Below are 26,451 nucleotides of genomic sequence, written 5' to 3'. Positions count from 1 at the left end.
TGGTTTGTGGCCCGTCGCCTTGATGATGGGGCACGAAAGCAACCCGCCGCTTTTCGCCAAAGTTGCGGCGCCGCGGCATTTGGCGAAACGCCCCGTCCCTGCTAGGGGGCGCCCCGTCGCGGTTCCGCCGGGAATCCGCGACAAGGCGCCAGAAAAGGAAGGAAATTCAATGGTTCCGCGTTATGCACGGCCGGAAATGACGGCGATCTGGTCGGCGGAGAATCGCTTCTCCATCTGGTTCGAGATCGAAGCCCACGCGACCGACGCGCTCGCCGAACTCGGCACCGTGCCCCCATCGGCGGCAAAGGCGCTGTGGGACTGGTGGGCGACCAGGCCTGCGATCGACGTCGCTGCAATCGACGCGATCGAGGCCGTGACCAAGCATGACGTCATCGCCTTCCTTACCTGGGTTGCCGAAAATGTCGGCGAGGAAGCGCGCTTCATGCACCAGGGCATGACCAGCTCCGACGTGCTCGACACCTGCCTCGCGGTCCAGCTGGCGCAGGCCGCCGACATATTGCTCGCGGACCTCGAGGCGCTGCTCGCCGCGATCAAGCGCCGCGCGTTCGAGCACAAGCTCACCCCGACGATCGGGCGCAGCCACGGCATCCACGCCGAGCCCGTCACCTTCGGGCTCAAGATGGCCGAAGCCTATGCCGAGTTTTCGCGTTGCAAGGCGCGGCTCCAGACGGCGCGCGCCGAAATCGCGACCTGTGCCATTTCCGGCGCGGTCGGCACCTTCGCCAATATCGATCCGCGCGTCGAAGCGCATGTCGCCGCCAAGCTGGGCCTGTCGATCGAGCCCGTCTCGACGCAGGTGATCCCGCGCGACCGTCACGCGATGTTCTTCGCGGTGCTCGGCGTGATCGCCTCGTCGATCGAGCGGCTTGCGGTCGAGGTGCGCCACCTTCAGCGCACCGAAGTGCTGGAGGCAGAAGAGTATTTTTCGCCGGGCCAGAAAGGTTCGTCGGCGATGCCGCACAAGCGCAATCCCGTGCTCACCGAGAACCTCACCGGCCTTGCCCGCATGGTGCGCAGCGCGGTCACGCCCGCGATGGAGAATGTCGCGCTGTGGCACGAACGCGACATCAGCCATTCGTCGGTCGAACGCTTCATCGGCCCCGACGCGACGATCACGCTCGACTTCGCGCTCGCGCGCCTCACCGGGGTCATCGACAAGCTGCTCGTCTATCCCGACCGGATGCAGAAAAATCTCGATCGCATGGGCGGGCTCGTTCATTCGCAGCGGGTGCTGCTGGCGCTGACGCAGGCGGGCGCCAGCCGCGAAGACAGCTATGCGCTCGTCCAGCGCAACGCGATGAAAGTATGGGAAAGCGACGGCCAGCTCTCGCTGCTCGAACTGCTCAAGTCCGACGCCGACGTCACCGCGCGCCTGTCGGCCGATCAACTCACGGAACTTTTCGACCTCGACTATCATATGAAGCATGTGGACACGATCTTCGACCGGGTGTTCGGCGCCGCCTAGCGACAGGGTGGAATCGCCGCGCAATCTGTCATACTGTCCGCGCCGGACCGACGAGGGAGAAGACGACGTGGGCATCCTGCGAACGATCATCTGGGTGGTGCTGACCGCGGTGCTGGTCATCTTCGCGATGGCGAACTGGCAGGTTGTCACCGTGACGATCTGGCCGGGCTGGGAGGCGGAGACCAAGCTGCCCGTCGTCATCCTCGCCGCCTTCCTGATCGGCGCGGTGCCGATGTGGATTGCGCTGCGCACGACACGCTGGTCGCTGAAACGCCGCCTCGACGCCATCGAGCGGCAGGCCGCCGACCTGCGCGCGCTCGCGCACCGCCCCGTCGAACCGGCGCCCGCGCCCTCGGCCACGGCACCGGTCAACGACATTCCCCCTGCCCCCACCGACCTTTTCGCCCCGGACAAGCCATGACTTCGCCCATCTATCTCGCCATCGACACCCCGCATCTCGACGCCGCTCTGACGCTGGCGCAAAAGGTGCGGCATCATGTCGGCGGGCTGAAGCTGGGGCTCGAGTTTTTCTGCGCCAACGGCCATCATGGCGTCCATGAAATGGCGAAGCTCGGCCTGCCGATCTTCCTCGACCTGAAGCTGCACGACATTCCGAATACGGTGGCAAAGGCGATCCAGGCGCTGCGCCCGCTCGAACCCGCGATCCTGACGGTTCACGCCGCGGGCGGCCGCGCGATGCTCGAAGAAGCGAAAGCGGTTGCGGGCAAGGATACCAGAGTGATCGCCGTCACCGTGCTCACCAGCCTCGACGCGCCCGATCTTGAAGACATCGGCCTCACCGGCACGCCGCACGATCAGGTCGTACGCCTTGCCGCGCTGGCGCGTGAGGCCGGGCTCGACGGCATTGTCTGTTCGGGTCAGGAAGTGAAATCGGCGCGCAAGGCGTGGCCCGGCGGCTTCTTCGTCGTCCCCGGCGTGCGCCCCGCAAACGGCCGGATCGGCGACCAGAAACGCATCGTCACGCCCGCGCAGGCGATGTCCGACGGCGCCTCGATCCTCGTCGTCGGCCGCCCGATCACCCAGTCGTCCGACCCCGACCTTGCGGCGCGCGAGATTGAAGCGACGCTCTGATTCATTTCCGTTCGTTTCCATAGCCATCGTCATTGCGAGGAGCCAAAGGCGACGAAGCAATCTCCAGCTATCGAGATTGCGCTACGCTAATAGCTGGAGATTGCTTCGCTCCGCTCGCAATGACGTCAAATGAGACCAACAATGTCCCCTCTCGTCAAAATCTGCGGCCTTACCACGCCTGAAAGCGTCGATGCCGCCATCCGCCTCGGCGCGACGCACATCGGCCTTGTGCATTATGAGCCAAGCCAGCGGCACGTCGACCTCAGGACCGCGGCCGAGCTCCGCAAGCGCGCGGGTCCGCACGTCAAGGTCGCGCTGCTGCTCGTCAACGCCTCGCAGCAACTGACCGGCGAGGCGCTTAGCATGGTGCGCCCCGACATCGTCCAGTTCCACGGCAGCGAGACCCCCGAATGGCTGACAGTGGTCAAACGGCTGACCCCCGCCGAAATCTGGAAGGCGATCGGGCTCAAGGACGCCGAAACGCTGACCCGGATGCAGAAATATCACGGGATTGCCCACCGCATCCTGTTCGACGCACCCGCCGCCGCGCTGCCCGGGGGCACCGGCACGCGCTTCGACTGGTCGCTGCTGAAAAATCACCGGCATACAATGGATTGGGGTATCGCAGGCGGTCTGACCCCCGCCAATGTCGCCCAGGCGATTGCCGAAACCGGCGCGCCGCTCGTCGATGTCTCGTCGGGCGTCGAAAGCGCGCCGGGCGTCAAGGATATGGACAAGATCGCCGCTTTCCTTAAAGCGGTCGGCAGATGACCACGCTGCGACCCCTCGTCCTGCGCATCGGGAAACGATGGCGCTGATCGCTTGAGACCTGCTCTTCAAGTGAATGCCCACCCGTAACCGATGGATATGACGATGACCGACGCCCCGACCCTGCCCAACAGCCTTCGCTCCGGTCCTGATGATCGCGGCCATTTCGGCCGGTTCGGCGGCCGCTATGTCGCCGAAACGCTGATGCCGCTGATCCTCGACCTCGAACGCCATTATCGCGCCGCACAGGCCGACCCGGCGTTCAAGGCCGAGTTCGATTATCTGCTGAAACATTATGTCGGTCGCCCCAGCCCGCTGTGGCTGGCGCAGCGGCTGACCGACGACCTCGGCGGCGCGAAAATCTACCTCAAGCGCGAGGATCTGAACCACACCGGCGCGCACAAGATCAACAATTGCATCGGCCAGATCCTGCTCGCCAAGCGCATGGGCAAGACCAAGATCATCGCCGAAACCGGCGCGGGCCAGCACGGCGTTGCGACCGCGACCGTCGCCGCGCTCTTCGGCCTGCCCTGCACCATCTTCATGGGCGCGGTCGATGTCGCGCGGCAACAGCCCAATGTGTTCCGCATGAAGCTGCTCGGCGCCGAAGTCGTCGCTGTGACAAGCGGCGCCAGGACGCTGAAGGATGCGATGAACGAGGCGCTGCGCCACTGGGTCGGACATGTACACGATACTTTCTACATCATCGGCACCGTCGCCGGGCCGCACCCCTATCCGCAGCTCGTCCGCGATTTCCAGTCGGTGATCGGCGACGAAGCGCGCGAACAGATACTGGAGGCGGAGGGCCGCCTCCCCGACATGCTGATCGCCCCGGTCGGCGGCGGATCGAACGCGATCGGGCTGTTCCACCCCTTCCTCGATGACACGGACGTCGAAATCGTCGGTGTCGAAGCCGCGGGCGAAGGGCTGGACGGCAAGCACGCCGCGAGCCTCGCGGGCGGAAAACCCGGCATCCTTCACGGCAACAAGACCTATCTGTTGCAGGACGCGGACGGCCAGATCACCGAAGCGCACAGCATCTCGGCAGGCCTCGACTATCCGGGCATCGGCCCCGAACATAGCTGGCTCCACGACATCGGCCGCGTCCGCTACGAGCCCGTCACCGACGCCGAGGCGCTGGCAAGCTTCCAGAAGCTCACCAGGCTCGAAGGCATTATCCCGGCGCTGGAGTCCGCCCACGCGATTGCTGCGGCAGAGCGCATCGCGCCGACGCTGGGCAAGGACAAGATCATCATCGTCAATTGCTCGGGGCGGGGGGACAAGGATATTGCAACGGTCGCGGATGCGTTGGGGGTGAAGCTGTGAGCGCCCATGCAAACCCTTCTCCCTTGAAGGGAGAAGGATACGAAGCCTTGGCGGCGCAGCCGCCTAGGCGCAGTTGGATGAGGGTGAGCGAGCCTCTGGCTCGCGCGATTGCGCAGCGATCGCATACCCCTCACCCAGCTACGACTAGCGAGCAAGCTCGCAAGTCTTCGCAACCCTCTCCCCCAAGGGGAGAGGGGAAATGAGCACCCGCTTCGCCGCCGCCTTCGCCAAACCCCATCCCGCGCTCGTCGCCTTCATAACCGGCGGCGACGGCGACACCGCCGCGAACCTCGACGCGCTCGTCGCGGGGGGTGCCGATGTGATCGAGCTCGGCATGCCCTTCACCGATCCGATGGCCGATGGCCCCGCGATCCAGGCCGCCAACCTGCGCAGCCTCGCCAGGGGCACGACCACCGCGGACATCTTCGCCATCGCCGCCGCCTTCCGCCAGCGCCACCCCGACACCCCGCTCGTCCTGATGGGCTATGCCAATCCGATGACGATCCGCGGGGGCGACTGGTTCGCGGCCGAATGCGCCAGGGTCGGCGTCGATGGCGTCATCTGCGTCGATGTTCCCGCCGAGGAAGACCCCGAACTCGGCCCCGCGCTCCGCGCCATGGGCATCGACCTCATCCGCCTTGCCACGCCCACGACCGACACCGCGCGCCTGCCCACCGTCCTCGATGGCGCGGGCGGCTTCCTCTATTATGTCTCGGTCGCCGGCATCACCGGCCAGCAACAGGCCGCACAGGCGAGCATTGACGAGGCCGTCGCGCGGCTCAAGGCCGCGACCGACCTGCCCGTCGCCGTCGGCTTCGGCGTCCGCACGCCCGATCAGGCGGCGCAGATCGCGCGCGTCGCCGACGGCGTCGTCGTCGGATCGGCCTTCATCGACATCATTGCCGCGCATGGCGACGCCGCGGCCCCGCATGTCGAGGCTTTCACCCGCACCCTCGCCGATGCTATTCATAGCGCCAAGGAGATCGCCGCATGAGCTGGCTCGACCGCGTTCGCAACGCCCTGCCCTTCACCGCCAAGCGCGATACCGCCGACAATCTGTGGCACAAATGCCGCCAGTGCCAGCAGATGGTGTTCGTCAAGGAATGGGAGGATAATCTCAACGTCTGCCCGCGCTGCGACCATCACGACCGTATCGGCGCGAAGGAACGCTTTGCGCAGCTGTTCGACGGCGGGCTGCACGAAATGATCGCCGCCCCCGCGGCGCCTGAGGATCCGCTCAAGTTCCGCGACACCAAAAAATATGTCGACCGCATCAAGGCGGCGCGCGCGCAGACCGGCGACCGCGACGCCTATCAGAACGCCTTTGGCCGCATTTCGGGCCAGGGCGTCGTGATCGGCGTCCAGGATTTCGCCTTCATGGGCGGTTCGATGGGCGTTGCCGTGGGCGAAGCCTTCGTCGCGGGCGTTGAGGACGCGATCCGGCGCGGCGTTCCCTATATCGCGATCACCGCCGCGGGCGGCGCACGGATGCAGGAAGGCACTCTGTCGCTGATGCAGATGCCGCGCGCGACGGTCGCGCTCGCCCGCCTGCGCCGCGCGGGTCTGCCCTATATCGTGCTGCTCACCGATCCGACGACCGGCGGCGTCACCGCCAGCTATGCGATGCTCGGCGATGTGCAGATCGCCGAGCCAAAGGCGCTGATCGGCTTCGCGGGCCAGCGCGTGATCGAGAATACGATCCGCGAAAAGCTGCCCGAAGGCTTCCAGCGCGCCGAATATCTGCTCGACCACGGGATGATCGACATGGTCGTGCATCGCAAGGATTTGCCGGAGACGCTGGGCAGGCTGATCGGCTATCTGGCGCCGGAGAAGGCGGCTTAACTTCCCTATCCCCTTCAGGGGAGAGGGTTAGGGAGAGGGGGACTCTCTCGAATGTTGATCAAGGCCGGTCTTTCGGAGACGCCCCCTCTCCCCGGCCCTCTCCCCTGAAGGGGAGAGGGAGAATCCATGCCCGACCACGCGCACAGCACCGACCCCGCCGTCCAGGCCCAGCTCGACCGCCTCGCCGCGCTGTCGCCGGGGCGCGACATCCTCGGCCTCGAACGCATCACCGAGCTTTGCCACCGCCTCGGCGATCCGCAGCACCGGCTGCCGCCCGTCTTCCACGTCGCGGGAACCAACGGCAAGGGTTCGACCTGCGCCTTCCTGCGCGCCGCAATCGAGGCGCAGGGCCTGACCGCACATGTTTACTCCAGCCCGCACCTCGTCCGCTTCAACGAGCGCATCCGTCTTGCCGGAGCGCTGATCGACGACGCGCTGCTCGCCGCGCTGCTCGCCGAAGTGCTCGACGTCGCAGAAGACCTGCAAGCGAGCTTTTTCGAGGTCACGACCGCCTCCGCCTTCCTCGCCTTTGCGCGCACGCCCGCCGACGCCTGCATCGTCGAGGTCGGGCTGGGCGGGCGGCTCGACGCGACGAACATCATCGCCGCACCGACCGTCTGCGGCATCGCCTCGCTCGGCATCGACCATGAGGCGTTCCTGCTCGCGCCCGAGGCCGATGTGCCCGCGCCGCCGCACGACCGCATCGCCTTTGAAAAGGTCGGAATCGCCAAGCCGGGCGCACCGCTGGTGACACAGGCCTATCCGGCGTCGATGCGCGCGGTGATCGCCGCGCGCGCCGCCGCCGTCGGCGCCCCGCTCATCGAACGCGGCGCGGCATGGGATGCCGCCATCGCCGACGGGTGCCTTGCCTATCGCGACGCGCGCGGCGCCCTCGACCTGCCCCTGCCCGCAATGGCCGGCGCGCATCAGGCCGACAATGCCGCGCTCGCAGTCGCGATGCTCCGCCATCAGGACGCCGTCCGCATCGACCAGGCCGCTTTCGCCGCCGCCATGACGCATGCGACCTGGCCCGCCCGAATGCAGCGGCTCGGCGCAGGGCCGCTGACCGACCTGCTGCCACAGGGCACCGCCGTCTGGCTCGACGGCGGTCACAACCCCGACGCGGGCATCGCCCTTTCCCGCGCGCTGGAAGGCGTGGCGCCGCTCCACATCGTCTGCGGCCTGCTCGCGAACAAGAATGCGATGGGGTTCCTGCGTCCCTTCGCGGACCGCATTGCCTCGTTCAGCGCGGTTCCGATCCCGGGCCACGAGCATCATGACCCCAAGGATCTGTGCTGGTGGGTGCAGGACGGGCTTGGCATTGTCGATGCCCGCCCGTGCGACAATGTGCCGACCGCGCTGCGCCAGCTTGCGGACGCGCGCGGCGACGTCCTCATCTGCGGCTCGCTCTATCTCGCGGGCGAAGTCCTTGCCGCGAATGGCGAGGTGCCCGAATGAATCATCAGGCGGCCGGCTCTTTCGCAGCGCTTCCTGCCCTGCCCGCCGTGCCCACCGACAGGTCGACCAGCCCGCTGCGCATCATCAGCCAGAAAAGGATGATGCCCGGCAAAGCCGCCGCCACGGTGAGCAGATAGAAAGTCACATTGCCGAACGCATCCATCATCGCGCCCGCTGTCGTGCCGGTCAGAAAGCGACCGACGATACTGGCCGCCGAACTGATGAGTGCATAATGGGCGGCGGTAAAGCGAAGGTCGCATAGCGCCGAGAAATAGGCGACGACGACAACGCCCCCGATCCCGCTGGCGATATTTTCGAACGCGATAGCGCCTGCGAGACCCCAATTGCTGTGCCCGGCGGCGGCGAGCAGCGCGAAGCTGAAATTGCTGATCGCCATCAGGATGAGGCTGAGCAGCACCGATTTCTTCATGCCGAGCCGCGCATAGAGAGCGCCGCCGATAAAAATGCCGATCAGATAGGCCCAGAAGCCGATCCCGACGTCATAAATGGCAATCTCGTCATTGCTGAACCCCAGATCGTCGAGCAGCAGCCTTAGCGTCAGATTGGCGAGCGTGTCGCCGATTTTGTGGAGCAGGATAAACAGCAGCACCAGCCACGCGCCGTGGCGGCTGAAAAATTCGGCGAAGGGGCCGACGATACCCGCGATGATGCCCGGTCGTCCCTCGCGCTGCACCGCCTCGCGGTGGCGCTCGGGCTCGCCGACCCACAGAGCCGCAAGCACCGCCGGTAGCGCGAGCAGCGCGCAAACCAGATACGCCGCTTCCCAGCCTTGGCGTGCCGCCACGAACAGCGCGATGGCGCCCGCCCCCGCCGATCCGATGCGCCAACCATATTGCGACATGCCCGACCCGACGCCAAGCTGTTCGGGCTTCAATATCTCGATCCGATAGGCGTCGATCACGATGTCGAACGTCGCGCCGGCGAGTCCGACGAGCACCGCCCCCATCGCCATTTCGAAAAGGGCAGCAAATTCGCCCTCGCGGCCGAGGCCGAGCCAGATCATCATCTGCCCGACGGGCGACTGGCCGACACGCGCGGGGTCGACCATCGCGAGGTTTGCGACCGCCAATATCACAAGCGCGGCGGCAAGGATCATCCAGCTGACGCGCTGGCCGACGAACCGCGCGCCCGGCAGGCGCACCGCGTCGACAAGCCACGCCCAGAGCGGTTTGAAATTATAGACGAGGAAAGCGAGTGAAAAGGCGGTGATCGAAGATTTCTGGAATCCGTCCTGCGACAGCCGCGTCGTGAGCGTCGCGCCGATCATGGCGTAGGGAAAACCGGATGATATGCCGAGCAGCAACGCCGCGAGCGGCGCACGCTCCAGATAGGGGCGGAAGCTGTGCCACCAGTCTTGCGGCGGCGCCGTTGTCACATCCTGCGGCAAATCGTTCGTCTCCCCGGCGCGGCCGAGGACCGGCGCAGCACCCAGGTCACGGGCCTAAAGCCTCCCTGCCAAATTGGAAGCGGGTAATTGACCCGCCCACCGGTCTGCCGTGCTCAGGCCGCGGCGGGGCGCCACCAGGTCGTCAGGCCCGCGACCTTGCGCGGCGCCCGATTCTTGCAGATCATCGTTTCGAGCGCCTTCAGCGCGGCGACCAGCGCCGACGGGCTGTGCGGCTTGTCGAGGCAGGCCATGGCGATGTCGCTTGCGTCCTCGGGGCATCGACCGGTGACCAGCAGCACGGCGATGCCGCGGTCGCGCGCCAGCCGCGCGACGTCGCGCCCGGTCATATCGCCAGCGAGGCCGAGGTCGAGCACCAGCGCATCGATCTGTTCCGCCGCGATAAAACGCACCGCCGCCTCGCCCGAATCGACCGTCGCGACGACGTCATAGCCCGCGTGCTTCAGCGTATGCTCATTGTCGAACGCCGTCAGCGGGTCATCCTCGATGACCAGCAGCCGCTTGATGCAGGAAGGACGCGGACCAAAGAGCATGCAATCTCCCTTTCGATGCGCCATGGCTCGCTCCGCCGCGTCGTGCAATATCGCTTCTGCTTGCCATCGACGAAGCGACACTTTTCCGGCTATGAGCGTGGCCACGACGCCACAGTATTTTCCCGCATAACGACAAGAAAGCCGCATCCGTTCCGATGACGACCCGCCGTCCGCCCCGCTCCGCCCCGCGCCCCGGCGCCGACCGCTCTGCCGCAGCGGCCCCGCGCGGCCGCCGCGCCGCGCGTGCCGACGCGCCGCCGCGCAAGCTTCCCGCCGACACTGAACGCGAGGACGGGCCGCAGCGCATCGCCAAGCTGCTCGCGCGCGCCGGGGTCGGCTCGCGCCGCGATGTCGAGCGGATGATCGAGGAAGGCCGGATCGCGCTCAACGGCGAAGTCGTCACCCAGCCCGCGCCGCTCCTCGCGTCGCTTGAAGGGCTGACGGTCGACGGCAATCCGGTCGCCAAACCGGTTTCGACGCGCCTCTATCGCTTCCACAAGCCGGCGGGCTGCCTCACGGCGGCGCGCGACCCCAAGGGCCGCAAGACGATCTATGACGTGCTGCCCAAGGGATTGCCGCGGCTGATGCCGGTCGGCCGGCTCGACTATAATACCGAGGGGTTGCTGCTGCTCACCAACGACGGCGCGTTCAAGCGTCAACTCGAACTGCCCGCGAGCGGGGTCGAGCGCACCTACCGCGCCCGTGCCTTTGGCGACATCAGCCAGGCGCAGCTCGAGGAGCTGGTGATGGGGATCGAGATCGACGGGATTCGCTATGGGAAAATCGACGCCAATCTCGAACGCCGCACCGGGCGCAACCAGTGGATCGAAATGACGCTGACCGAAGGCAAGAACCGCGAAGTGCGCCGCGTGCTCGAACATCTGGGGTTGCAGGTCAGCCGCCTGATCCGCACCCGCTATGGCGAGTTTACCCTCGCCGGACTCGACATGGGCGCGGTCGAGGTCGTGCCGCGCGACGAATTGTTCAAGTTCCGGCGGCAACTGGCCAAATGAGGGTCATCGCCGGCGAATGGCGCGGTCGCAAGCTGCTCGCGCCCAGAAACGACGCCACCCGCCCGACCGCCGACCGCACACGCGAAACGCTCTTCTCGATGCTGACCAGCCGCCTCGGCAGCTTCGAGGGGCTTTATGTCGCCGACCTTTTCGCGGGGTCGGGCGCGTTGGGGATCGAGGCGCTGTCGCGCGGCGCCGAGCAATGCCTGTTTGCCGAACAGGACCGCGAAGCACTCGATGCCCTCCGCAAAAACCTCGCCGCCCTCGGCGCAGGCCCACGCGCCGATGTCCGGGCCGGATCGGTGCTCGCGCTCGGCCGCGCGCTGCGAACATTTGACCTGCTGCTCATCGACGCGCCCTATGCCACTGGCGCGGGCAGCGTCGCGCTCGACAAACTCGCCCGCCTCGGCTGGATCGCGCCCGACAGCTGGATTTCGATCGAGACGGGCGAGCGCGAGTCGGTCGAGATCGCGGGTTTCGAGATCGACGCCGAACGCAGAGTCGGCAAGGCGAAACTCACGCTCCTGCGCCCACTCTAACGGAGCCGCGCGCGCAGCCGCTGCAATTCGTCCGCAGGCACGGGCGCCAGCGCCGCAGCGGCCTTGCCCTCGCGCAGCCGCTTGCGGTCCTTTTCCGACGGCTCGACGCGGCGCACGCGCACCGGCGCATGACCCTGCGCCCGCAACCCCAGCGCCTCGGCGGCGCCGCGCGACAGGTCGATGATCCGCCCGCGCCCCGCGAAGGGGCCGCGGTCGTTGACGCGCACGATGATCCGCCGCCCGGTATCGAGCGCGGTCACCTCGACATAGGTTGGCAGCGGCAGGGTTGTGTGCGCGGCAGTGATCCAGTCGGGACGGAACCGCTCACCGTTCGCCGTCCGGTCGCCCGACTCGCTTCCGTACCAGCTCGCATAACCCACCGCGTCATAGTCGGGCGCGGCGGCAGGAACATAGGTGGCGCCACGGATCGTATAGGCCGGCCCGATCCGTACGGGCGTGTCGGCCACCGGGCGGTAACCGCCGCCGGCGCAGGCGGCAAGCGCCAGAAGCATCACCGCCGTTCCCGACGTCCGGATTCCCGAATGTCGCCGCATCCACGTCCCTCGGCACCCCTTCTTTAACAAACCGCACCTTCCTGTCGACTGGCTGATTGCCACGCAATTGAGCGCGGGTATGCGCGCGTTCAAAATTGCCTCGCCGCTCCGCAGCGATCAACCTGCGTCGGGACAAAGCGACCGGATGTTTCGAAATGACGCGAAAGGGTCGCTGGTGGAGCCGAGGGGAATCGAACCCCTGACCTCTGCAGTGCGATTGCAGCGCTCTCCCATCTGAGCTACGGCCCCGCGACGGGCGGCGTCTTAACGGCACTGCCCGGCAGTGGCAACGGCTTTTCTGACCTTTGTCGTCGCCACGAAGTTTTTTCGAGGAATGGGGGGGGATTCCGATGAAAGCCTGGCATCTGACCAGTCGTCCGCAGGGGCTGCCGACGATCGACAATTTCGCGCTCCGCGACCTGCCCGACACGCCGCTCGACAAAGATCAGCTCCGCGTGCGCAACCTCTGGCTCTCGGTTGATCCCTATATGCGCGGGCGGATGAACGACGCCAAAAGCTATGCCGCGAGTTTCCAGCTCGACCAGCCGATGACGGGCGGCGCGATCGGCAAAGTTCTCGAAAGCCGGATGGAGGGCTTCGCCCCCGGCGACCTCGTCCTCCACATGGGCGGCTGGCGCGAGGGCGGCGTGATCGGCCTCGACATGATGCCGAACAAGCTGCCGACCGCCCTGCTCGACGCGGGGCTGCCACCGCAGACCTTCCTGCACAATATGGGCCTCACCGGCGGCACCGCGTGGATCGGACTGCTGCGCGTCGCTGCGGCGAAACCCGGCGATACCGTTTTCGTTTCGGCCTCCGCGGGCGCGGTCGGATCGGCGGTGGTCCAGATCGCCAAGGCGCGCGAGATGACCGTGATCGGCTCGGCCGGTGGCGCCGAAAAATGCGCCTGGGTGACCGAACTCGGCGCCGATGCCGCGATCGATTACAAGGCGGCGCCGGTCCTGCCCCAGCTCGCCGCCGCGCTCGAACGCCTCGGCAAACCCGGCATCGACGTCTATTTCGACAATGTCGGCGGCGAACATCTCGACGCCGCTTTTGCGACCGCGAATGATTTTGCGCGTTTCGCCATCTGCGGAATGATCGACGTCTATAACGACGCAAAGCCGCAGGAAATGAAATATCTCATCCGCACCATTCCCGCGCGCATCCGCATGGAGGGTTTCATCTACACCGACCAGTTCATCGATTGCATGGAAGAATTCTACGCCGACATGAGCGGCCTGATCGCAAGCGGCGCGGTGACGATCCGCGAGACGGTACATGAGGGGATCGAAGCAGCGCCAGAGGCCTTCCTCGGCCTCTTTTCGGGTGAGAATATCGGCAAGATGCTGGTGCGGGTCTAGGTGTTTGGTCCCAGCATGTGATGGTTGGGTTTGACGATAAAGACATCGGGCTTTGATTTCCAGAGTTCCTCGATGGCTTCATATGGTGTCCTGAACTTGAGAGCCTTGAGCTGCTTGGCGAAGTTGTAGGCGATCAGCCAGTCGCTGACGTGTCGTCGCAGTTCCTGGATCGAGGCATAATGGAAGGATTTGACGGTCGCTTCCTTGATGGTTCGGACCATCCGCTCGGCTTGACCATTGGTCCATGGGTGGTAGGGCTTGGTCAGCCGATGCTCGATGCCGTTTTCGAGGCAGACCCGCTCGAAGATGTGGATCAGCCATTGCCGGCTCTGGCCGCGCTGGGGCTGGACGAACTGGACGCCATTGTCGGTCAGCACGGTGTGGATCCTGTAAGGCACGGTCTTGACCAGCACCTTGAGGAAAGCTGCGGCGGCAAGCTTTGTGGCCTTGCGATAGATGCGGGCGAAGACCAGCTTCGAGGTGCGGTCCACCGCCACATAGAGGAAGGCCTTGCCGCCCTCATAGCGTAGCTCGGCGATGTCGATGTGGAAGTAGCCGATCTCATAATCCTTGAACTTCTTCGGCTTCTCGCGGTCCGCTTTGGGCAGGCGGCTGATGCCATGCCGTTGCAGGCAGCGATGCAGCGACGAGCGCGTCAACTGCGGGATCACGTCCTTTAGCGCGATGTAGACGTCGTCGAGCGGCAACCGCGCCTGAACCCGCAACGCCACGATGGCAGCTTCTTCCATAGGCGAGAGGACGGTGCTGCGGCGCTCCTTCGGCCCCATCGGCATGTCGTCCACAGACTGCCGATGGCGCCACTTCAAGACGGTCTTCTCGTTGATCCCGTACTTCCTCGCGAGGCTCGCGACCGAAGCTTGCGATCGCTGTAGCTCGCCTCGAATGGCGTGCGTGGTCTTGGCGCTCCCGTGTAAAATCTGTCCCATAGCTCCCTCCGCTGCAACGGCGACAAGTCTACACCATCACATGCTGGGACCAAACATCTAGGCTGTAGTGACAATTTAATCATTTGAGCCACAACATTATGCTTGCGAGTTTGATGAAGCCAAGGAAGTTTGCGGCGAGTTTGTCATGGCGGGTGGCGATGCGTCGCCATTGCTTGAGTTTGGCGAAGAAGCCCTCGATGCCCCAGCGCTGTTTGTATGCGATGCGGTCGTAACTGCGCTGGACCTTGCGGTGGCGGCGGGGCGGAATGACCGGTTCGCCGCCTTGTTCGGTGATGAGATCGCACAGGCTATCGGCGTCGTAGGCGCGGTCGGCCAGCACGTGTTCGGCCTTCAGGCCGCGGATCAGGTCGCAGGCCGGGGCCATATCGTTCTGCTGGCCGGGGCCGAGCATGAAGCGCACCGGCAGGCCGAGAGCATCGACTACAGCGTGGATCTTGGTCCCGAACCCGCCTCTTGAGCGGCCCAGAGCCTGGGCTTGAACGCCCCCCTTTTTACCCTGGCCCCGGCGGCCTGGGCTTGGGCACGGATTACGGTGGCGTCGATCGCCAGCCATTCGATGTCGGGGTCATCGGACACGGCTGCGAATATCCGGTCGATCACCCCCTGTTCGATCCAACGATAATAGCGCCGCTTTACAGTCTGGTAGGGGCCAAATCGCTCGGGCAGATCACGCCACCGCCCACCCGAATGCGCCAGCCACAGCAAAGCATCCAGAAACCGCCGACCATCGCTGCGCGGTCCGCGCTTGCCCTTGCGGCCACCAGGCACAAACTCCCGAAGCCGCTCCCACTGATCGTCCCTGAGAACCTCGCCTTCCACACCAGCCTCCAAAAGCCAGTGTTGAATCAGAACTCGCGTCAGTTGGGAATCCCTAAATTGTCACTACAGCCTAGGGCGAGAGCGCGGAAAGAAAACATTCCGCAAGCTTGAAAACATCGTCATTCCCGCTTTCGCGGGAAAGACGAAGGTGGAAGACCGCCGCCCCAACCCCAGAGCCGTGTTCTGGGCAGGTCCAGCACTTCAGTAGAGCTTTTGCTCAGCTCCCGAACCCAACCGACAGGAAACCCGGCATCGGGCCATTCCAGCCGTCGTCGGAGCCATCGTCGTCCTGCCGCGCGGCGGGCGGCGGCTTGCGGCCCGCGTCCTTTTTCCTGGGAGCTTCGTTGCGCTTGTCGTCCGCGCGTTTCGCGTCCGGGTCGGCAGGCTTGGCACGACCGCGTCCACCACGGGCCGGACGGCTTTCGCGGCGCGGTTCGCGCTCCTCGCGCGGCTCGTCCTTCGCCGGGGCGGCGTCGGCCGTGGCGGTCCCGTGGACGGGGATATTGTAACCGGTCAGCTTCTGGATATTGTCGATCGCCTCGTCATCCGACGGCGTCACCAATGTGAAAGCACGCCCTTGTGCCCCCGCGCGGCCGGTGCGGCCGATGCGGTGGACATAATCGTCGGGATGCCAGGGCGCGTCGAAGTTGAACACATGGCTGACGCCCTTGACGTCGAGCCCGCGCGCCGCGACGTCCGACGCCACCAATATGTTGATCGTTCCCGCCTTGAACCGGTCGAGTTCGGCGATGCGGCTCGACTGGTCCATGTCGCCATGGATCTCGCCGGCCCTGTAGCCGGAGCGCTGGAGCGATTTCGCCAGCTCGCGCACGGTGGTCTTGCGGTTGCAAAAGACGATCGCGGTCGACAGATCCTCGGCCTCGATCAGCCCGCGCAGCGTATCGCGCTTGCCGCGTTCGGACGTCTTGACCACGAACTGCTCGATATTCTCGTTACGGCTCGCGGGGCGCGCGACCTCGATCGTCTTGGGGTTCGACAGGAACTTGTCGGCCAGCTTCTTGATCGGCGGCGGCATCGTCGCCGAGAACAGCAGGGTCTGGCGATTGGCAGGCAGCTTGGTGCAGATATTCTCGATGTCGGGAATGAACCCCATGTCGAGCATCCGGTCGGCCTCGTCGATCACCAGCAGGTTGCAGCCGGTGAGCAAGATCTTGCCGCGCTCGAACAGGTCCATCAGCCGCCCCGGCGTCGCGATCAGCACATCGACACCTTTTTCGAGCGCCTTGATCTGGTCGCCCATCTGCACGCCGCCGATCAGCAGCGCCATCGACAGCTTGTGATACTTGCCGTATTTTTCGAAGTTTTCGGCGACCTGCGCCGCCAGTTCGCGCGTCGGCTCGAGGATCAGCGAACGCGGCATCAACGCGCGGGCGCGGCCGTGCGCCAATATGTCGATCATCGGCAGCACAAAGGAGGCGGTTTTCCCCGTTCCCGTCTGTGCAATGCCGATCATGTCGCGCATCATCAGGACAGAGGGGATGGCGCCCGCCTGGATTGCAGTCGGTTCGCTATAGCCCGACTCGTCGATCGCGCGCAAAAGTTCGTCGGAAAGGCCGAGGTCGGCAAATTTCATGTGGCATCATGTCCGGAAGATAAGGGTGCGCCCAGCCGCCCACGCAGGCAAGCGCTGCCGCGGCCATTGGGCAAAGAAGCAGGAAAAGTCAAGAAATGCCGGTGAAAAAGACGCTCAATCGCCGTCGCGCACCGGAACCAGCAGCCGAAACTTGTCAACCTCGCACTTCGCGCCCGTGCGCGCGTGGATTTCGTCTCGATCTTCACAAAGCTTTCCGTCCTTGCTCCCCTGCATGTAAAAGCCCGCATAAAAATCGAGCGCGCGGCACCCGCGATTGAGCTGTGCCCGCAACCGCTGTTTCTGCCGCGTGATCAGGTCGATGCTGTCGCGCTGCACCGCATCCAATCCGACGATGTTGCGCATGGCAACGCATTTCGGAGCTTTTTTTTCTTTCCATACAATGGGGACGTCGGCGACGCGGGGCGGCGGCGGGGCGGCGAAATTGTTGAGCTGCGACCGCTGCGCAGGCACGCGGATGATCATCTGCTGTTCGATCACCACCTGCCAGAAGGAGAGCGGGGAGTCGGGCGCCAGGGGGACGACGGCGGGCGTCAACGCCTCGGGAACGGGAGCAGGCGATGCCACATCGGCCGCGGGGGCGACCATGATCCAGAGGAATGCCGCCGTCAGCACCGCCACGCCACCGCCGTTCGCACATCGTCACCCATAATGCTGCTCACTCGCCGCTCCCGCATCCATCCCCGCCGGATGTAAAGACATTATTTGTCGATCGCAGCTTTAGCGTCCATGATTGAACATCCAATGAACTGCAACGCCCGGCCGGATCGGCCACGAACACGGGCAAAACGGAACCGAACGCCATGCCACGCCGCCCTTCCCCCTCGCTGCTCCGGGCGCTTTCCGATCTCCTCGGCGTCAAGGGATTCAGCACCGACGCCGACGCGATGGCGCCATGGCTCACCGACTGGCGCGGCAAATATCATGGCCGCGCCGCGGCGATGCTGTCGCCCGCCAGCACCGAAGAGGTCGCCGCCGTGGTGCGCCTGTGCGCCGAGGCGGACGCCGCGCTGGTGCCGCAGGGCGGCAACAGCGGCATGGTCGGCGGCGCGACTCCCGATGCCAGCGGCGATCAACTGCTGCTCAGCCTCCGCCGCATGAACCGCGTCCGTCATATCGACGTCGCCGCGGGGATCGCCATCGCCGAGGCGGGCGTGATCCTCCAGTCCTTCCACGACGCCGTGCTGACACATGGGCTGCGCTTTCCGCTGACGCTCGGCGGCAAGGGATCGGCGACGATCGGCGGACTCGTTTCGACCAACGCGGGAGGAACACAGGTGCTGCGCCACGGCACGATGCGCGCGCTCGTCGCGGGGATCGAGGCGGTGCTGCCCGATGGCAGCATATTCGACGGCCTCGCTCCGCTGAAGAAGGACAATCGCGGTTATGATCTCCGGCACCTGTTCTGCGGCGCCGAAGGCACGCTCGGCGTCGTCACCGCCGCGGCGCTGCACCTCGTCCGCGCGGCCACCGCGCGGCGCACGGCGTGGATCGGCGTCGAATCGCCAGAAACGGCGCTCGCGCTGCTCCGCCGCCTCGACGCCGCGATCGGACGCACGCTCGAGGGGTTCGAGCTCATCCCGCACGCCTGTCTCGACGCGGTGCTGCGCCACATTCCCGGCACGCGCGCGCCGCTCGCCGACGCACACCCATGGTATGTGCTCGCTGAGCTTGCGGGCGACGACGACACGGCGCTTGGCGATGCGCTCGAAGGACAGCTTGCCGCCGCGCTCGATGCCGGGCTGGTCCGCGATGTCGCACTCGCCAAGAATGACCGCGAGAGCGACGATTTCTGGCGCCTGCGCGATTCGATTTCGGAAGCCGAGCGCGCCGATGGCCCGGCGCTTCAGCATGACATCAGCGTTCCCGTCGACCTGATGCCCGCCTTCATCGCCGACAATCCCGTGCGGCTGGGGGCCGCCTTCCCCGGCGCTCGCGCCCTCTCTTTCGGCCATCTCGGCGACGGCAATGTCCATCATCATGTCCAGCCGCCGCACGGCATCGACGGCGCGGCATGGATCGCCGCGCACGGCGCCGATGTCAGCCGCCTCGTCTACACCCATGTCGTCGAGCTGGGCGGGTCGATCTCGGCCGAACATGGCATCGGCCAGATGAAGCGCGACATCCTCGCCGAGCTCGACAGCCCCGCGCGACTGGCGGCGCTGCGCGGCGTGAAGCACGGGCTCGACCCCGCGGGCATCTTCAATCCCGGCAAGCTGATCGGCTGACGCTTCCCTCGCGTCGCGTCATCGCCCCCTTGCGCCGCGCGCGCCGGGTCAATAAGGCGCCTTATCTTTTTGCGTCCCCGTCCGCGGGACTTTTACCGGAGTTCGACCATGGCCACCGCGCCCGCACCTGCCAACCTGCCGCTGTTCTACAAAGACCTCACCCCGCTTTCGAGCGTCGATCATGCCGATTTCCACGCGCGCCCGCTCGACAGCGCCGCGTTCCTGGTCGGCCAGCACGCGGTCCCGCTGACCTCGGACGAGTTTGTTTCGGCGTGCCGCTTTTTCCCGATCGTCTTCTCGGCTGGCGACAATCCCGTTCCGCTCGCGCTGATGGGCCTCAACGAAGGCATCAATACGTTCGTCGACGATCAGGGCAAGCTGATCAATCCGGTCTATGTCCCGGCCTATATACGCCGCTATCCCTTCCTGCTCGCCAAGCTTCAGCCGAACACCGACGAGCTGTCGCTCTGTTTCGATCCGACATCGGGCGCAATTGGCAAGTTCGACGAGGGCGACGCGCTGTTCGTCGACGGCCAGCCGTCGGACCAGGTCAAGGCGGTGCTCGAGTTCTGCAAGAATTTCGAGGAAGCCGGCCAGCGCACCGGCATGTTCATGGAAGAGCTGAAAAAGGCTGACCTGCTGATGGACGGCGAAGTCGCGATCCAGCAGGAAGGCAATGACAAGCCCTATATCTATCGCGGGTTCCAGATGGTGGACGAAAACAAGCTGCGCGAGCTGCGCGGCGATGTGCTGCGCAAGCTGATGCAAAACGGCATCCTTGGCCTCATCTTCGCGCACCTCTTCTCGCTGCAATTGATGCGCGAAGTCTTCGCCGAACAGGTGAAGAGCGGCAAGATGCAACTCGTCACCGAAGCTCCGGCCGTCTGAGCTTCATCGGAAAAACACCGCCTCCCCATCAAGCGGGGGGCGGCTTTTTCCCGCGTCGGTCAGAAATCGACAGCAATCCCCCTCAATTCCCAATCGCCATAGCGCACCGGATTGCGACCGCCGGGTTGATCCTCGGCGCGATCCTCACGGATCGGCGCGGGCGGCGGCACCGGGCTACTGGTCCAGCCTGCGGGCGGCTTTACATGCGGCGGGCGCTTTACAGCGCGCGGGGTTCCGCCGATGGTCGCCTCTTCGCTCTTGTCGGTCATGCCCGTCCTATAGGATCATTGATGCGTCTCGCCAACCATGCCACGGCCCGTCATGGCTGATCGCCGTTCCTCCCGGAGGCGACCGCGCGGCGAGGCCGATCCGCCGGGCCTCGCGCCGCGCCGCGCCGCGCTGCGCCTGCTCGACGCGATCGTGCGCCGCGGCGACCCGCTCGACGTTGCAATGCACGCCGCGGCGCAAGGGCTGGTCGGCGCCGACCGTGCCTTTGCCGTCGCCATCGCGTCCGAAGCGCTGCGCTGGATGACCGACATCGACGCGCTGGTCGACGGCGCGACCGCGCAGCCGTTGCCCGACGATGTCAAATCGCGCGCGGTGCTCAGGATCGCACTCGCGCAGTTGCTCGTGCTCAAAAGCCCCGGCCACGCCGTGGTCGCGACTGCGCTTCCCCTCGTCGATGGCGGCCCGCGGCGTCTTGTCCACGCGATCCTGTCGCGTGCACAGAAGGAAAAGTGGGAACTGCCGGCGCGTGCGTCCTTGCCGCCCGCCGCGGCAGAGCGCTGGACCGCGCAATGGGGCGCCACGATGATCGAAGCCGCCGCCGAAAGCTGGAGCGTCCCGCCACCGATCGACCTCAGCTTCGCTGCCGAACCCGCCCCCGACGAATGGCCCGATGCCGTCGCCCTCGCACCGCGCCACCGCCGCCTTCCGCGCGGGCAGGCGGTCGAGGCGATGCCGGGTTTCGCCGAAGGCGGCTGGTGGGTGCAGGATCTCGCCGCCAGCCTGCCCGCGCGCCTTCTCGGCGCGGGCGCCGGGCGGACCATTCTCGACCTTTGCGCGGCGCCCGGCGGCAAGACGATGCAGCTCGCCGCCGCCAACTGGGCGGTCACCGCGGTCGACTCGAGCGCCAGGCGCCTCGAGCGGCTGCGCGCCAACCTCACGCGCACCGGCCTTGCCGCCACAATCGTGCAAGGCGACATCCGCACATGGGAACCCGATGCCGCGGCCGATGCCGTGCTGCTCGACGCCCCCTGTTCGGCGACGGGCATTTTCCGCCGCCATCCCGACGTGATCCACCGCATCGAGCCGCGACAAATCGAAGAAATGGCAACGTTACAGGCCGGATTGCTAGCGCGCGCCGCGAAATGGGTCAAACCCGGCGGCACACTCGTCTACGCGACCTGCTCGCTCGAACGCGCCGAGGGCGAGGATCAGGTCGCGGCCTTTCTCGACGCGCATCGCGGCTGGGCGATTGACGCGGCGCGACCCGACGAACTGGCAACGGGCATCACCCCCGACATCAACGGCTGCGTCCGTACGCTCCCCGGCCAGATCGCCGACGCGGGCGGACTCGACGGCTTCTTCATCGCCCGCCTTCGTGCGCCAGACGCTTGATCGCGCCATCCGACGGTTTCCGCCCGAACGCTTGGCAGCGCTGACATCTGGACAGCCGCGAAAAGCCGTTTAGAGCGGCGTGCCGTATATCTGATTCACCGAGACGGAGCCGATTTGGCCCAGCGCGAGAAGAGAGGAGGGAGCGATGCTGCCGCATAGTGACCGACGATCGACGCTGCGATGGGCCAGGATCGGCCCGCCGCCTGCGGTTGCGTCAGGAAGCATCTCGGCGAGGAGCGTTGTGCAGTCCGGGCTGGTTGCCCGGACAAGCAGTGCGACAAAGTCCGAGACGCTTCCTGACGCAATCCCGGTGGGTCAGATATACAGCACGCCGCTCTAGGGGGCAGGCGCGATGGCATCGATCCCTCCCCCCGAAGGCGAAGATCCGGTGATGCCGGAAGCGACGCCCCACGCCCCCTCGCCGCTCAGCTTTCCCGACTTTCGCTATTATTGGTTTGCGCGTTTCACTGCGGTCATGGCGACCATCGCGATGGTCGTCGTCATCGGTTACCAACTCTACGACACCGCGCGCTCCGACTATGGCATGTCGATCAAGGAGGCGTCGTTCCAGCTCGGGCTGCTCGGCCTTGTCCAGTTCGTCCCACTCGCGCTGCTCACCCCCGTCGCCGGCTGGGCCGCCGACCGCTTCGAGCGGCGGCGCGTCGCGATCTTCTCGAACCTCATCGACCTCCTCATCGCCGCAACGCTGGGCTGGTTTACCTGGGTCGACGGGCTGACGCTCTGGCTGCTTTTTGCGCTCGCCGCATTGCACGGCGTCGCGCGCGTCTTTTCGGGTCCCGCAATGAGCGCGATCGCGCCGAATATCGTTCCGCCCGCGGTCCTGCCGCGCGCCATCGCGATGAGCAGCATCGCATGGCAGTCGGCATCGGTGATCGGCCCGGCTGCGGGCGGGCTCATCTACGCGGCGCACCCTGCGTCGGTCTATGTCTTTGCCGCCGTGCTCCTTGCCGTCTCGGCCATCACCCTGAGCCGTGTGCGCCCGGTGCAGCCCCCGCCCGCCGCGGTCCGCCGCCATCCGCTGCGCGAGATGGTCGACGGGCTGCAATTCGTCTGGATCGAACGCTTCCTGCTCGGCACGATCACGCTCGATTTGTTCGCGGTGCTGCTCGCCGGGGCGACCGCGATGTTTCCCGTCTTCGCGCGCGACATATTGGACGCGGGGCCGGAGGGCGCCGGACTGATGCGCGCCGCCGTCGCCCTTGGTTCGGTCGCGGTCGCGGTGGGCCTCGCGATCCGTCCGATCGAGCACAATGTCGGGGTCAAGATGCTGTGGGCGGTCGCGGTGTTCGGCGCAACGACGGTCGCCTTCGGCTACTCGACAAGCCTCCTCCTCTCGCTCGCCCTGCTCGTCGTCATGGGTGCCGCCGACATGTTCTCGGTCTTCGTGCGCGGCACGCTGATTCAGCTCAACACGCCAGACCATATGCGCGGCCGCGTCAGCGCCGCATCGGGCCTCGCCATCTCGGCCTCGAACGAGCTTGGCGAAATGCGCGCGGGTGCGATGGCCGCGGCACTGGGACCGGTCGGCGCGGTGGTGATCGGCGGTGCTGGCGCGATCGGCGTGACGGCGCTATGGGCGTGGATATTTCCCGAACTGCGCCGCGCGCGTACCTTTGAACCTCAATTCAAGGCAGGATCGACATGAAAGCCAATTCCATCCTCGAAACCATCGGCAACACGCCGCACATTCGCATGGCAAAGCTTTTTCCCGACGCCGAAGTCTGGGTAAAATCGGAACGCAGCAACCCCGGCGGCTCGATCAAGGACCGCATCGGCCTGGCGATGATCGAGGCGGCCGAACGCGACGGCAGCCTGAAGGAAGGCGGAACGATCGTCGAGCCGACCTCGGGCAATACCGGCATCGGACTTGCGATGGCCGCGGCGGTCAAGGGCTACAAGCTCGTGCTCGTCATGCCCGAATCGATGTCGCTCGAACGCCGTCGGCTGATGCTTGCCTATGGCGCGACCTTTGACCTCACGCCGCGCGAAAAGGGCATGAAGGGAGCGATCGAGCGCGCGATCGAACTCGTCGAGACGACCCCCGGCGCCTGGATGCCGCAGCAGTTCGAAAATGAAGCCAACATCGACGTCCATATCCGCACCACCGGCCCCGAAATCCTTGCCGATTTCCGGGATACGCCGATCGACGTGCTCGTCACCGGCGTCGGCACCGGCGGCCATATCACCGGCTGCGCGCAATTCCTGAAAGAGCATTGGCCGAACCTCAAGGTCTTCGCGGTCGAACCCGAAGCCTCACCGGTCATTTCGGGCGGCCAGCCCGCGCCGCACCCGATCCAGGGTATCGGTGCCGGCTTCATCCCGCGCAACCTCCACACCGACCTGCTCGACGGCGTCATCAAGGTCGATGCTTCCGCCGCAAAGGACATGGCACGCCGCGCCGCGACCGAGGAAGGGATGCTCGTCGGCATCTCGTCGGGCGCCACGCTCGCCGCGATCGCGCAGAAGCTCGCCGAACTGCCGCCGGGCAGCCGCGTACTCGGTTTCAACTACGACACCGGCGAGCGTTATCTGTCGGTGCCCGACTTCCTGCCCGAAATCTGACCTTCCGCCATGGGCGCTGCAAGCGATCAGCCGGCGCGGCGGCGGCACGACTGGACGGGCTGGCTGTTCGTCCTGCTCGCGATGCTTGCGATCGGCGGTGTCCTCCAAGCGAGCGGCGACAGCGTCCCGCGCTCCCTGCGTCCTCAGCCGGTCGCGCCGCCCGCCGATGTCGTCCCTGAAGCGCCGCCAATGGTGCTCGCACCGCTTACCGCGGCGGACGCGCGCGCCCAGAACGCCGAAATCGACATCATTACCAGGGGCTTCGCGGCCCCGCCCCCCTTCGTCTACGCCGGGAACGGCGATGCCCGTGCCCGCGCGCGCGACTGCCTCGCCGCCGCGATGCTTTACGAGGCGGGAGACAATGCGCGCGGACAGCAGGCGGTGGGCCAGGTTGTGCTTAACCGTGCGCGCCACCCCGCCTTCCCGAAATCGATCTGCGGCGTGGTGTTCCAGGGTTCCGAACGCGCAACCGGCTGCCAGTTCACCTTCACCTGCGACGGCGCACTCGCGCGCCGCTATTCGGACGCCGCGTGGCAGCGCGCGCGGAGCAATGCAGACCTGATGCTGTCGGGCGGCACCTATCCAGCGGTCGGGCTCGCGACCCATTATCACACCGACTGGGTGCGCCCCTATTGGAGCGACAGCCTGGAAAAGATCGCGATTGTCGATACGCACCTCTTTTTCCGCTGGCCGGGCTATTGGGGCACGCCGGGCGCCTTTCGCGGCGCGGTGTCAGGCGGCGACGGGCCGGTCGCCAAACTCGCCGCCATTTCGCCGCTCCACGCGCTCGCGCTCGGCCTGCGTGCCGACATGGCGGCCGTCGATGCCAACGCCGCGGTCGGCGCGGCGCGCATCGTGCCGGGCATGGGTGCGGCGGCGGGCCGCGACACCATCTATATCCAGCTCGACCGCCGCGCCGCGCCCGAAAGCTTCGTCGCCACCGCGCTGCGCCTCTGTGGCGACCAGCCCTATTGCAAATTCATGGGCTGGACCAATCCGGTGCTGAAGCCCGACAGCGATGCGATGACCGACACGCAGCGCGCGGCGATGAGCTTCTCCTACCTCCGCGACGACAAGGCGGGATTCGAAAAGGCGCTGTGGAATTGCAGCGAATATAAGCGCGACGACGCGCGCCAGTGCATGAAGCGCTGAGCGCGCACTCGCTTGGGGCTTCCGCCCGCGCGCCGCACGGCCTATAGCGCGCCATGCTTCTCTCCGATCGCGTCCTCTTCCTCGATGGCGAAGCCCTCGTCATCGACAAGCCCGCCGGCCTTCCGGTCGATGCCCCGCGTGACGGCAGCCTCAGCATCGAGAACCATCTCGATTTGCTGCGCTTCGGTTTCAAGCGCTGGCCGCTGCCCGTGCACCGGCTCGATCGCGACACTTCGGGCTGTCTGCTACTCGCCCGCAATCCCAAGGCGCACGGCCGTTTCACCCGCGCCTTTGAAAACCGCGAGGTCGAAAAACAATATCTCGCGATCATCGACGGTGTCCCCGCCGACGATGGCGGCACGATCGACCTGCCGCTCGCCAAGACCTCGACCGCCGAAGCGGGCTGGCGGATGGTCGTTGACCCCGCTGGAAAACCCTCGATCTCGCACTGGGAAAAACTCGCGGTCGCCGATGGCCGCGCGCTGCTGCGCTTCCGCCCCGAAACCGGCCGCACCCACCAGCTTCGCGTCCACGCGATCGAGGGGCTTGGCTTTCCACTCGCGGGCGACCCCGTCTATGGCCGCGGCGGCGCGAAGGGGCGCACATTGCTTCACGCCGAACGGCTGGTCGTCAGCCGTGACGTCAAGCCGCCAATCATTGCCGAGGCGCCCTTTCCGGAGGCTTTCGCGGCAATGGGATTCCAGCCGCCCGAGGGAGCCGCGCCGACCCGTGGCTGAGCTGCCCGAACAGGCGATCCGCGAAAAGTTCCTCGCGGGGTCGGGGCCGGGTGGCCAGAATGTCAACAAGGTCGCGACCGCGTGCCAGCTCCGCGTCAATGTCTACGCGCTCGGCCTGCCTCCCGATGCCTTCCGCCGTCTCAAGGCGCTCGCGGGCAGCAGGCTCACCGCGGACGGCGAACTCGTCATCCTCGCGCGTCGCTTCCGAACGCAGGAGGCGAACCGCGCCGATGCGCGCGCGCGCCTGTCCGAACTGATCGACGCCGCGCTCGTCCGCCCCGAACGCCGCATCAAGACCAGGCCGAGCAAGGCGGCAAAGGCGCGGCGCGTCGATGGCAAAAAGGCGCGAAGCGCGGTCAAGGCGGGGCGCGGTCGCGTGCGACCGTCCGACTAGATGTAGGCTTTCAGGAGGTTGTTCATCCGGTCTGACCGGGCCAGACTGA

The 26,451-nt window shown here is 66.2% G+C and carries 27 protein-coding genes and 1 tRNA gene; 19 read left to right on the top strand and 9 right to left on the bottom strand.

Annotation, left to right across the window (positions count from 1 at the left end):
- The first annotated feature begins 169 nt into the window (after positions 1-169).
- From purB to SALA_RS05360, 8 genes are all read left to right on the top strand, one after another.
- Positions 170-1,486: an adenylosuccinate lyase gene (purB, locus tag SALA_RS05395; RefSeq protein ID WP_011541371.1), complete on the top strand. Its 1,317-nt coding sequence runs from the start codon at positions 170-172 to the stop codon at positions 1,484-1,486.
- Between the two features lie 67 nt (positions 1,487-1,553).
- Positions 1,554-1,907 (top strand): lipopolysaccharide assembly protein LapA domain-containing protein, encoded by a 354-nt coding sequence (locus SALA_RS05390; protein WP_041383732.1) that lies wholly within the window; start codon positions 1,554-1,556, stop codon positions 1,905-1,907.
- Positions 1,904-2,578, top strand: coding sequence for an orotidine-5'-phosphate decarboxylase (pyrF, locus tag SALA_RS05385; protein WP_011541369.1), 675 nt, complete (start codon positions 1,904-1,906; stop codon positions 2,576-2,578). The genes SALA_RS05390 and pyrF overlap by 4 nt, the downstream gene beginning before the upstream one ends.
- A 141-nt stretch (positions 2,579-2,719) precedes the next feature.
- Complete coding sequence (locus SALA_RS05380) at positions 2,720-3,349, top strand: phosphoribosylanthranilate isomerase (protein WP_041383113.1); 630 nt, start codon at positions 2,720-2,722, stop codon at positions 3,347-3,349.
- Positions 3,350-3,451: 102 nt separating this feature from the next.
- Complete coding sequence (trpB, locus tag SALA_RS05375; RefSeq protein ID WP_041383730.1) at positions 3,452-4,672, top strand: tryptophan synthase subunit beta; 1,221 nt, start codon at positions 3,452-3,454, stop codon at positions 4,670-4,672.
- Between the two features lie 199 nt (positions 4,673-4,871).
- On the top strand, positions 4,872-5,666 hold the full coding sequence (gene trpA / locus SALA_RS05370) for a tryptophan synthase subunit alpha (RefSeq protein ID WP_011541366.1): 795 nt from the start codon (positions 4,872-4,874) through the stop codon (positions 5,664-5,666).
- Positions 5,663-6,514, top strand: coding sequence for an acetyl-CoA carboxylase, carboxyltransferase subunit beta (accD, locus tag SALA_RS05365; RefSeq protein WP_011541365.1), 852 nt, complete (start codon positions 5,663-5,665; stop codon positions 6,512-6,514). The genes trpA and accD overlap by 4 nt, the downstream gene beginning before the upstream one ends.
- A gap of 126 nt (positions 6,515-6,640) precedes the next feature.
- Complete coding sequence (locus SALA_RS05360; protein ID WP_011541364.1) at positions 6,641-7,972, top strand: bifunctional folylpolyglutamate synthase/dihydrofolate synthase; 1,332 nt, start codon at positions 6,641-6,643, stop codon at positions 7,970-7,972.
- Between the two features lie 4 nt (positions 7,973-7,976).
- On the opposite strand, the gene SALA_RS05355 is transcribed toward SALA_RS05360, so the two are convergent.
- Positions 7,977-9,368 carry an MFS transporter gene (locus SALA_RS05355; RefSeq protein WP_041383112.1) on the bottom strand — a complete coding sequence of 464 codons (1,392 nt, stop codon included), beginning with the start codon at positions 9,366-9,368 and terminating at the stop codon, positions 7,977-7,979.
- Between the two features lie 125 nt (positions 9,369-9,493).
- Positions 9,494-9,931 carry a response regulator gene (locus tag SALA_RS05350; RefSeq protein ID WP_011541362.1) on the bottom strand — a complete coding sequence of 146 codons (438 nt, stop codon included), beginning with the start codon at positions 9,929-9,931 and terminating at the stop codon, positions 9,494-9,496.
- A gap of 155 nt (positions 9,932-10,086) precedes the next feature.
- Here SALA_RS05350 and SALA_RS05345 point away from each other — a divergent pair, with 155 nt between their 5' ends.
- Both SALA_RS05345 and rsmD read left to right on the top strand, forming a co-directional pair.
- Entirely contained in the window at positions 10,087-10,944 is an 858-nt protein-coding gene (locus SALA_RS05345) for a pseudouridine synthase (protein ID WP_011541361.1), read from the top strand.
- The gene (rsmD, locus tag SALA_RS05340; protein ID WP_011541360.1) at positions 10,941-11,483 is read left to right on the top strand and encodes a 16S rRNA (guanine(966)-N(2))-methyltransferase RsmD; all 543 of its coding nucleotides are present in this window, start codon (positions 10,941-10,943) and stop codon (positions 11,481-11,483) included. Before SALA_RS05345 ends, rsmD begins: the two co-directional genes overlap by 4 nt.
- On the opposite strand, the gene SALA_RS05335 is transcribed toward rsmD, so the two are convergent.
- Together SALA_RS05335 and SALA_RS05330 are read right to left on the bottom strand one after the other, a co-directional pair.
- Positions 11,480-11,995 (bottom strand): septal ring lytic transglycosylase RlpA family protein, encoded by a 516-nt coding sequence (locus SALA_RS05335; RefSeq protein ID WP_041383111.1) that lies wholly within the window; start codon positions 11,993-11,995, stop codon positions 11,480-11,482. The two genes, rsmD and SALA_RS05335, sit on opposite strands and share 4 nt — an antisense overlap.
- A 215-nt stretch (positions 11,996-12,210) precedes the next feature.
- Positions 12,211-12,286, bottom strand: a tRNA-Ala gene (locus SALA_RS05330).
- A gap of 101 nt (positions 12,287-12,387) precedes the next feature.
- On the opposite strand from SALA_RS05330, the gene SALA_RS05325 reads away from it, so the two are divergent.
- Positions 12,388-13,401, top strand: coding sequence for an NADP-dependent oxidoreductase (locus SALA_RS05325; protein ID WP_011541358.1), 1,014 nt, complete (start codon positions 12,388-12,390; stop codon positions 13,399-13,401).
- Here the strand turns inward: SALA_RS05325 and SALA_RS05320 are convergent.
- From SALA_RS05320 to SALA_RS05305, 4 genes are all read right to left on the bottom strand, one after another.
- Positions 13,398-14,348 (bottom strand): IS481-like element ISSpal1 family transposase, encoded by a 951-nt coding sequence (locus tag SALA_RS05320; RefSeq protein WP_011541357.1) that lies wholly within the window; start codon positions 14,346-14,348, stop codon positions 13,398-13,400. The genes SALA_RS05325 and SALA_RS05320 overlap by 4 nt on opposite strands.
- Before the next feature lie 79 nt (positions 14,349-14,427).
- A protein-coding gene (locus SALA_RS05315) for an IS5 family transposase (protein ID WP_153802608.1) occupies positions 14,428-15,188 on the bottom strand; the annotation gives its coding sequence in 2 pieces (ribosomal slippage) (positions 14,428-14,864 and positions 14,864-15,188; 762 coding nt in all).
- Between the two features lie 217 nt (positions 15,189-15,405).
- Positions 15,406-16,782, bottom strand: a complete 1,377-nt coding sequence (locus SALA_RS05310) for a DEAD/DEAH box helicase (RefSeq protein WP_011541355.1) — start codon at positions 16,780-16,782, stop codon at positions 15,406-15,408.
- A gap of 114 nt (positions 16,783-16,896) precedes the next feature.
- Complete coding sequence (locus SALA_RS05305) at positions 16,897-17,421, bottom strand: hypothetical protein (protein WP_237700924.1); 525 nt, start codon at positions 17,419-17,421, stop codon at positions 16,897-16,899.
- Positions 17,422-17,603: 182 nt separating this feature from the next.
- Here SALA_RS05305 and SALA_RS05300 point away from each other — a divergent pair, with 182 nt between their 5' ends.
- Entirely contained in the window at positions 17,604-19,028 is a 1,425-nt protein-coding gene (locus SALA_RS05300) for an FAD-binding oxidoreductase (RefSeq protein WP_011541353.1), read from the top strand.
- Positions 19,029-19,136: 108 nt separating this feature from the next.
- Entirely contained in the window at positions 19,137-19,916 is a 780-nt protein-coding gene (locus SALA_RS05295) for a SapC family protein (RefSeq protein ID WP_011541352.1), read from the top strand.
- 59 nt (positions 19,917-19,975) lie between these two features.
- Here SALA_RS05295 and SALA_RS05290 read toward each other — a convergent pair whose 3' ends face one another.
- Positions 19,976-20,185 carry a DUF1674 domain-containing protein gene (locus SALA_RS05290; RefSeq protein ID WP_049754593.1) on the bottom strand — a complete coding sequence of 70 codons (210 nt, stop codon included), beginning with the start codon at positions 20,183-20,185 and terminating at the stop codon, positions 19,976-19,978.
- A 52-nt stretch (positions 20,186-20,237) separates the two neighbouring features.
- On the opposite strand from SALA_RS05290, the gene SALA_RS05285 reads away from it, so the two are divergent.
- The 6 genes from SALA_RS05285 to arfB all read left to right on the top strand — a co-directional run bounded on the left by SALA_RS05285 (position 20,238) and on the right by arfB (position 26,402).
- On the top strand, positions 20,238-21,536 hold the full coding sequence (locus SALA_RS05285; protein WP_041383110.1) for an RsmB/NOP family class I SAM-dependent RNA methyltransferase: 1,299 nt from the start codon (positions 20,238-20,240) through the stop codon (positions 21,534-21,536).
- Between the two features lie 352 nt (positions 21,537-21,888).
- Positions 21,889-23,202 carry an MFS transporter gene (locus tag SALA_RS05280; RefSeq protein WP_011541350.1) on the top strand — a complete coding sequence of 438 codons (1,314 nt, stop codon included), beginning with the start codon at positions 21,889-21,891 and terminating at the stop codon, positions 23,200-23,202.
- The gene (gene cysK / locus SALA_RS05275) at positions 23,199-24,119 is read left to right on the top strand and encodes a cysteine synthase A (RefSeq protein ID WP_011541349.1); all 921 of its coding nucleotides are present in this window, start codon (positions 23,199-23,201) and stop codon (positions 24,117-24,119) included. Before SALA_RS05280 ends, cysK begins: the two co-directional genes overlap by 4 nt.
- A gap of 9 nt (positions 24,120-24,128) precedes the next feature.
- Complete coding sequence (locus SALA_RS05270) at positions 24,129-25,271, top strand: cell wall hydrolase (RefSeq protein WP_011541348.1); 1,143 nt, start codon at positions 24,129-24,131, stop codon at positions 25,269-25,271.
- Positions 25,272-25,324: 53 nt separating this feature from the next.
- Positions 25,325-26,008, top strand: a complete 684-nt coding sequence (locus SALA_RS05265; protein ID WP_011541347.1) for an RluA family pseudouridine synthase — start codon at positions 25,325-25,327, stop codon at positions 26,006-26,008.
- Complete coding sequence (arfB, locus tag SALA_RS05260; RefSeq protein ID WP_041383109.1) at positions 26,001-26,402, top strand: alternative ribosome rescue aminoacyl-tRNA hydrolase ArfB; 402 nt, start codon at positions 26,001-26,003, stop codon at positions 26,400-26,402. The genes SALA_RS05265 and arfB overlap by 8 nt, the downstream gene beginning before the upstream one ends.
- The last annotated feature ends 49 nt before the right edge of the window (positions 26,403-26,451 follow it).

It is taken from the genome of Sphingopyxis alaskensis RB2256 (assembly GCF_000013985.1).
Lineage (GTDB): Bacteria > Pseudomonadota > Alphaproteobacteria > Sphingomonadales > Sphingomonadaceae > Sphingopyxis > Sphingopyxis alaskensis.
Note: the sequence above shows the minus strand (reverse complement) of the source record. Positions and strands in the feature narration are given on the sequence as shown.

Excerpts from the sequence above, each read along its gene's own strand:
- purB (WP_011541371.1), top strand. The coding sequence starts at position 170 with ATGGTTCCGCGTTATGCACGGCCGGAAATGACGGCGATCTGGTCGGCG.
- pyrF (WP_011541369.1), top strand. The coding sequence starts at position 1,904 with ATGACTTCGCCCATCTATCTCGCCATCGACACCCCGCATCTCGACGCC.
- SALA_RS05380 (WP_041383113.1), top strand. The coding sequence starts at position 2,720 with ATGTCCCCTCTCGTCAAAATCTGCGGCCTTACCACGCCTGAAAGCGTC.
- trpB (WP_041383730.1), top strand. The coding sequence starts at position 3,452 with ATGACCGACGCCCCGACCCTGCCCAACAGCCTTCGCTCCGGTCCTGAT.
- trpA (WP_011541366.1), top strand. The coding sequence starts at position 4,872 with ATGAGCACCCGCTTCGCCGCCGCCTTCGCCAAACCCCATCCCGCGCTC.
- accD (WP_011541365.1), top strand. The coding sequence starts at position 5,663 with ATGAGCTGGCTCGACCGCGTTCGCAACGCCCTGCCCTTCACCGCCAAG.
- SALA_RS05360 (WP_011541364.1), top strand. The coding sequence starts at position 6,641 with ATGCCCGACCACGCGCACAGCACCGACCCCGCCGTCCAGGCCCAGCTC.
- SALA_RS05350 (WP_011541362.1), bottom strand. The coding sequence starts at position 9,931 with ATGCTCTTTGGTCCGCGTCCTTCCTGCATCAAGCGGCTGCTGGTCATC.
- SALA_RS05345 (WP_011541361.1), top strand. The coding sequence starts at position 10,087 with ATGACGACCCGCCGTCCGCCCCGCTCCGCCCCGCGCCCCGGCGCCGAC.
- rsmD (WP_011541360.1), top strand. The coding sequence starts at position 10,941 with ATGAGGGTCATCGCCGGCGAATGGCGCGGTCGCAAGCTGCTCGCGCCC.
- SALA_RS05335 (WP_041383111.1), bottom strand. The coding sequence starts at position 11,995 with ATGCTTCTGGCGCTTGCCGCCTGCGCCGGCGGCGGTTACCGCCCGGTG.
- SALA_RS05325 (WP_011541358.1), top strand. The coding sequence starts at position 12,388 with ATGAAAGCCTGGCATCTGACCAGTCGTCCGCAGGGGCTGCCGACGATC.
- SALA_RS05320 (WP_011541357.1), bottom strand. The coding sequence starts at position 14,348 with ATGGGACAGATTTTACACGGGAGCGCCAAGACCACGCACGCCATTCGA.
- SALA_RS05310 (WP_011541355.1), bottom strand. The coding sequence starts at position 16,782 with ATGAAATTTGCCGACCTCGGCCTTTCCGACGAACTTTTGCGCGCGATC.
- SALA_RS05300 (WP_011541353.1), top strand. The coding sequence starts at position 17,604 with ATGCCACGCCGCCCTTCCCCCTCGCTGCTCCGGGCGCTTTCCGATCTC.
- SALA_RS05295 (WP_011541352.1), top strand. The coding sequence starts at position 19,137 with ATGGCCACCGCGCCCGCACCTGCCAACCTGCCGCTGTTCTACAAAGAC.
- SALA_RS05290 (WP_049754593.1), bottom strand. The coding sequence starts at position 20,185 with ATGACCGACAAGAGCGAAGAGGCGACCATCGGCGGAACCCCGCGCGCT.
- SALA_RS05285 (WP_041383110.1), top strand. The coding sequence starts at position 20,238 with ATGGCTGATCGCCGTTCCTCCCGGAGGCGACCGCGCGGCGAGGCCGAT.
- SALA_RS05280 (WP_011541350.1), top strand. The coding sequence starts at position 21,889 with ATGGCATCGATCCCTCCCCCCGAAGGCGAAGATCCGGTGATGCCGGAA.
- cysK (WP_011541349.1), top strand. The coding sequence starts at position 23,199 with ATGAAAGCCAATTCCATCCTCGAAACCATCGGCAACACGCCGCACATT.
- SALA_RS05270 (WP_011541348.1), top strand. The coding sequence starts at position 24,129 with ATGGGCGCTGCAAGCGATCAGCCGGCGCGGCGGCGGCACGACTGGACG.
- SALA_RS05265 (WP_011541347.1), top strand. The coding sequence starts at position 25,325 with ATGCTTCTCTCCGATCGCGTCCTCTTCCTCGATGGCGAAGCCCTCGTC.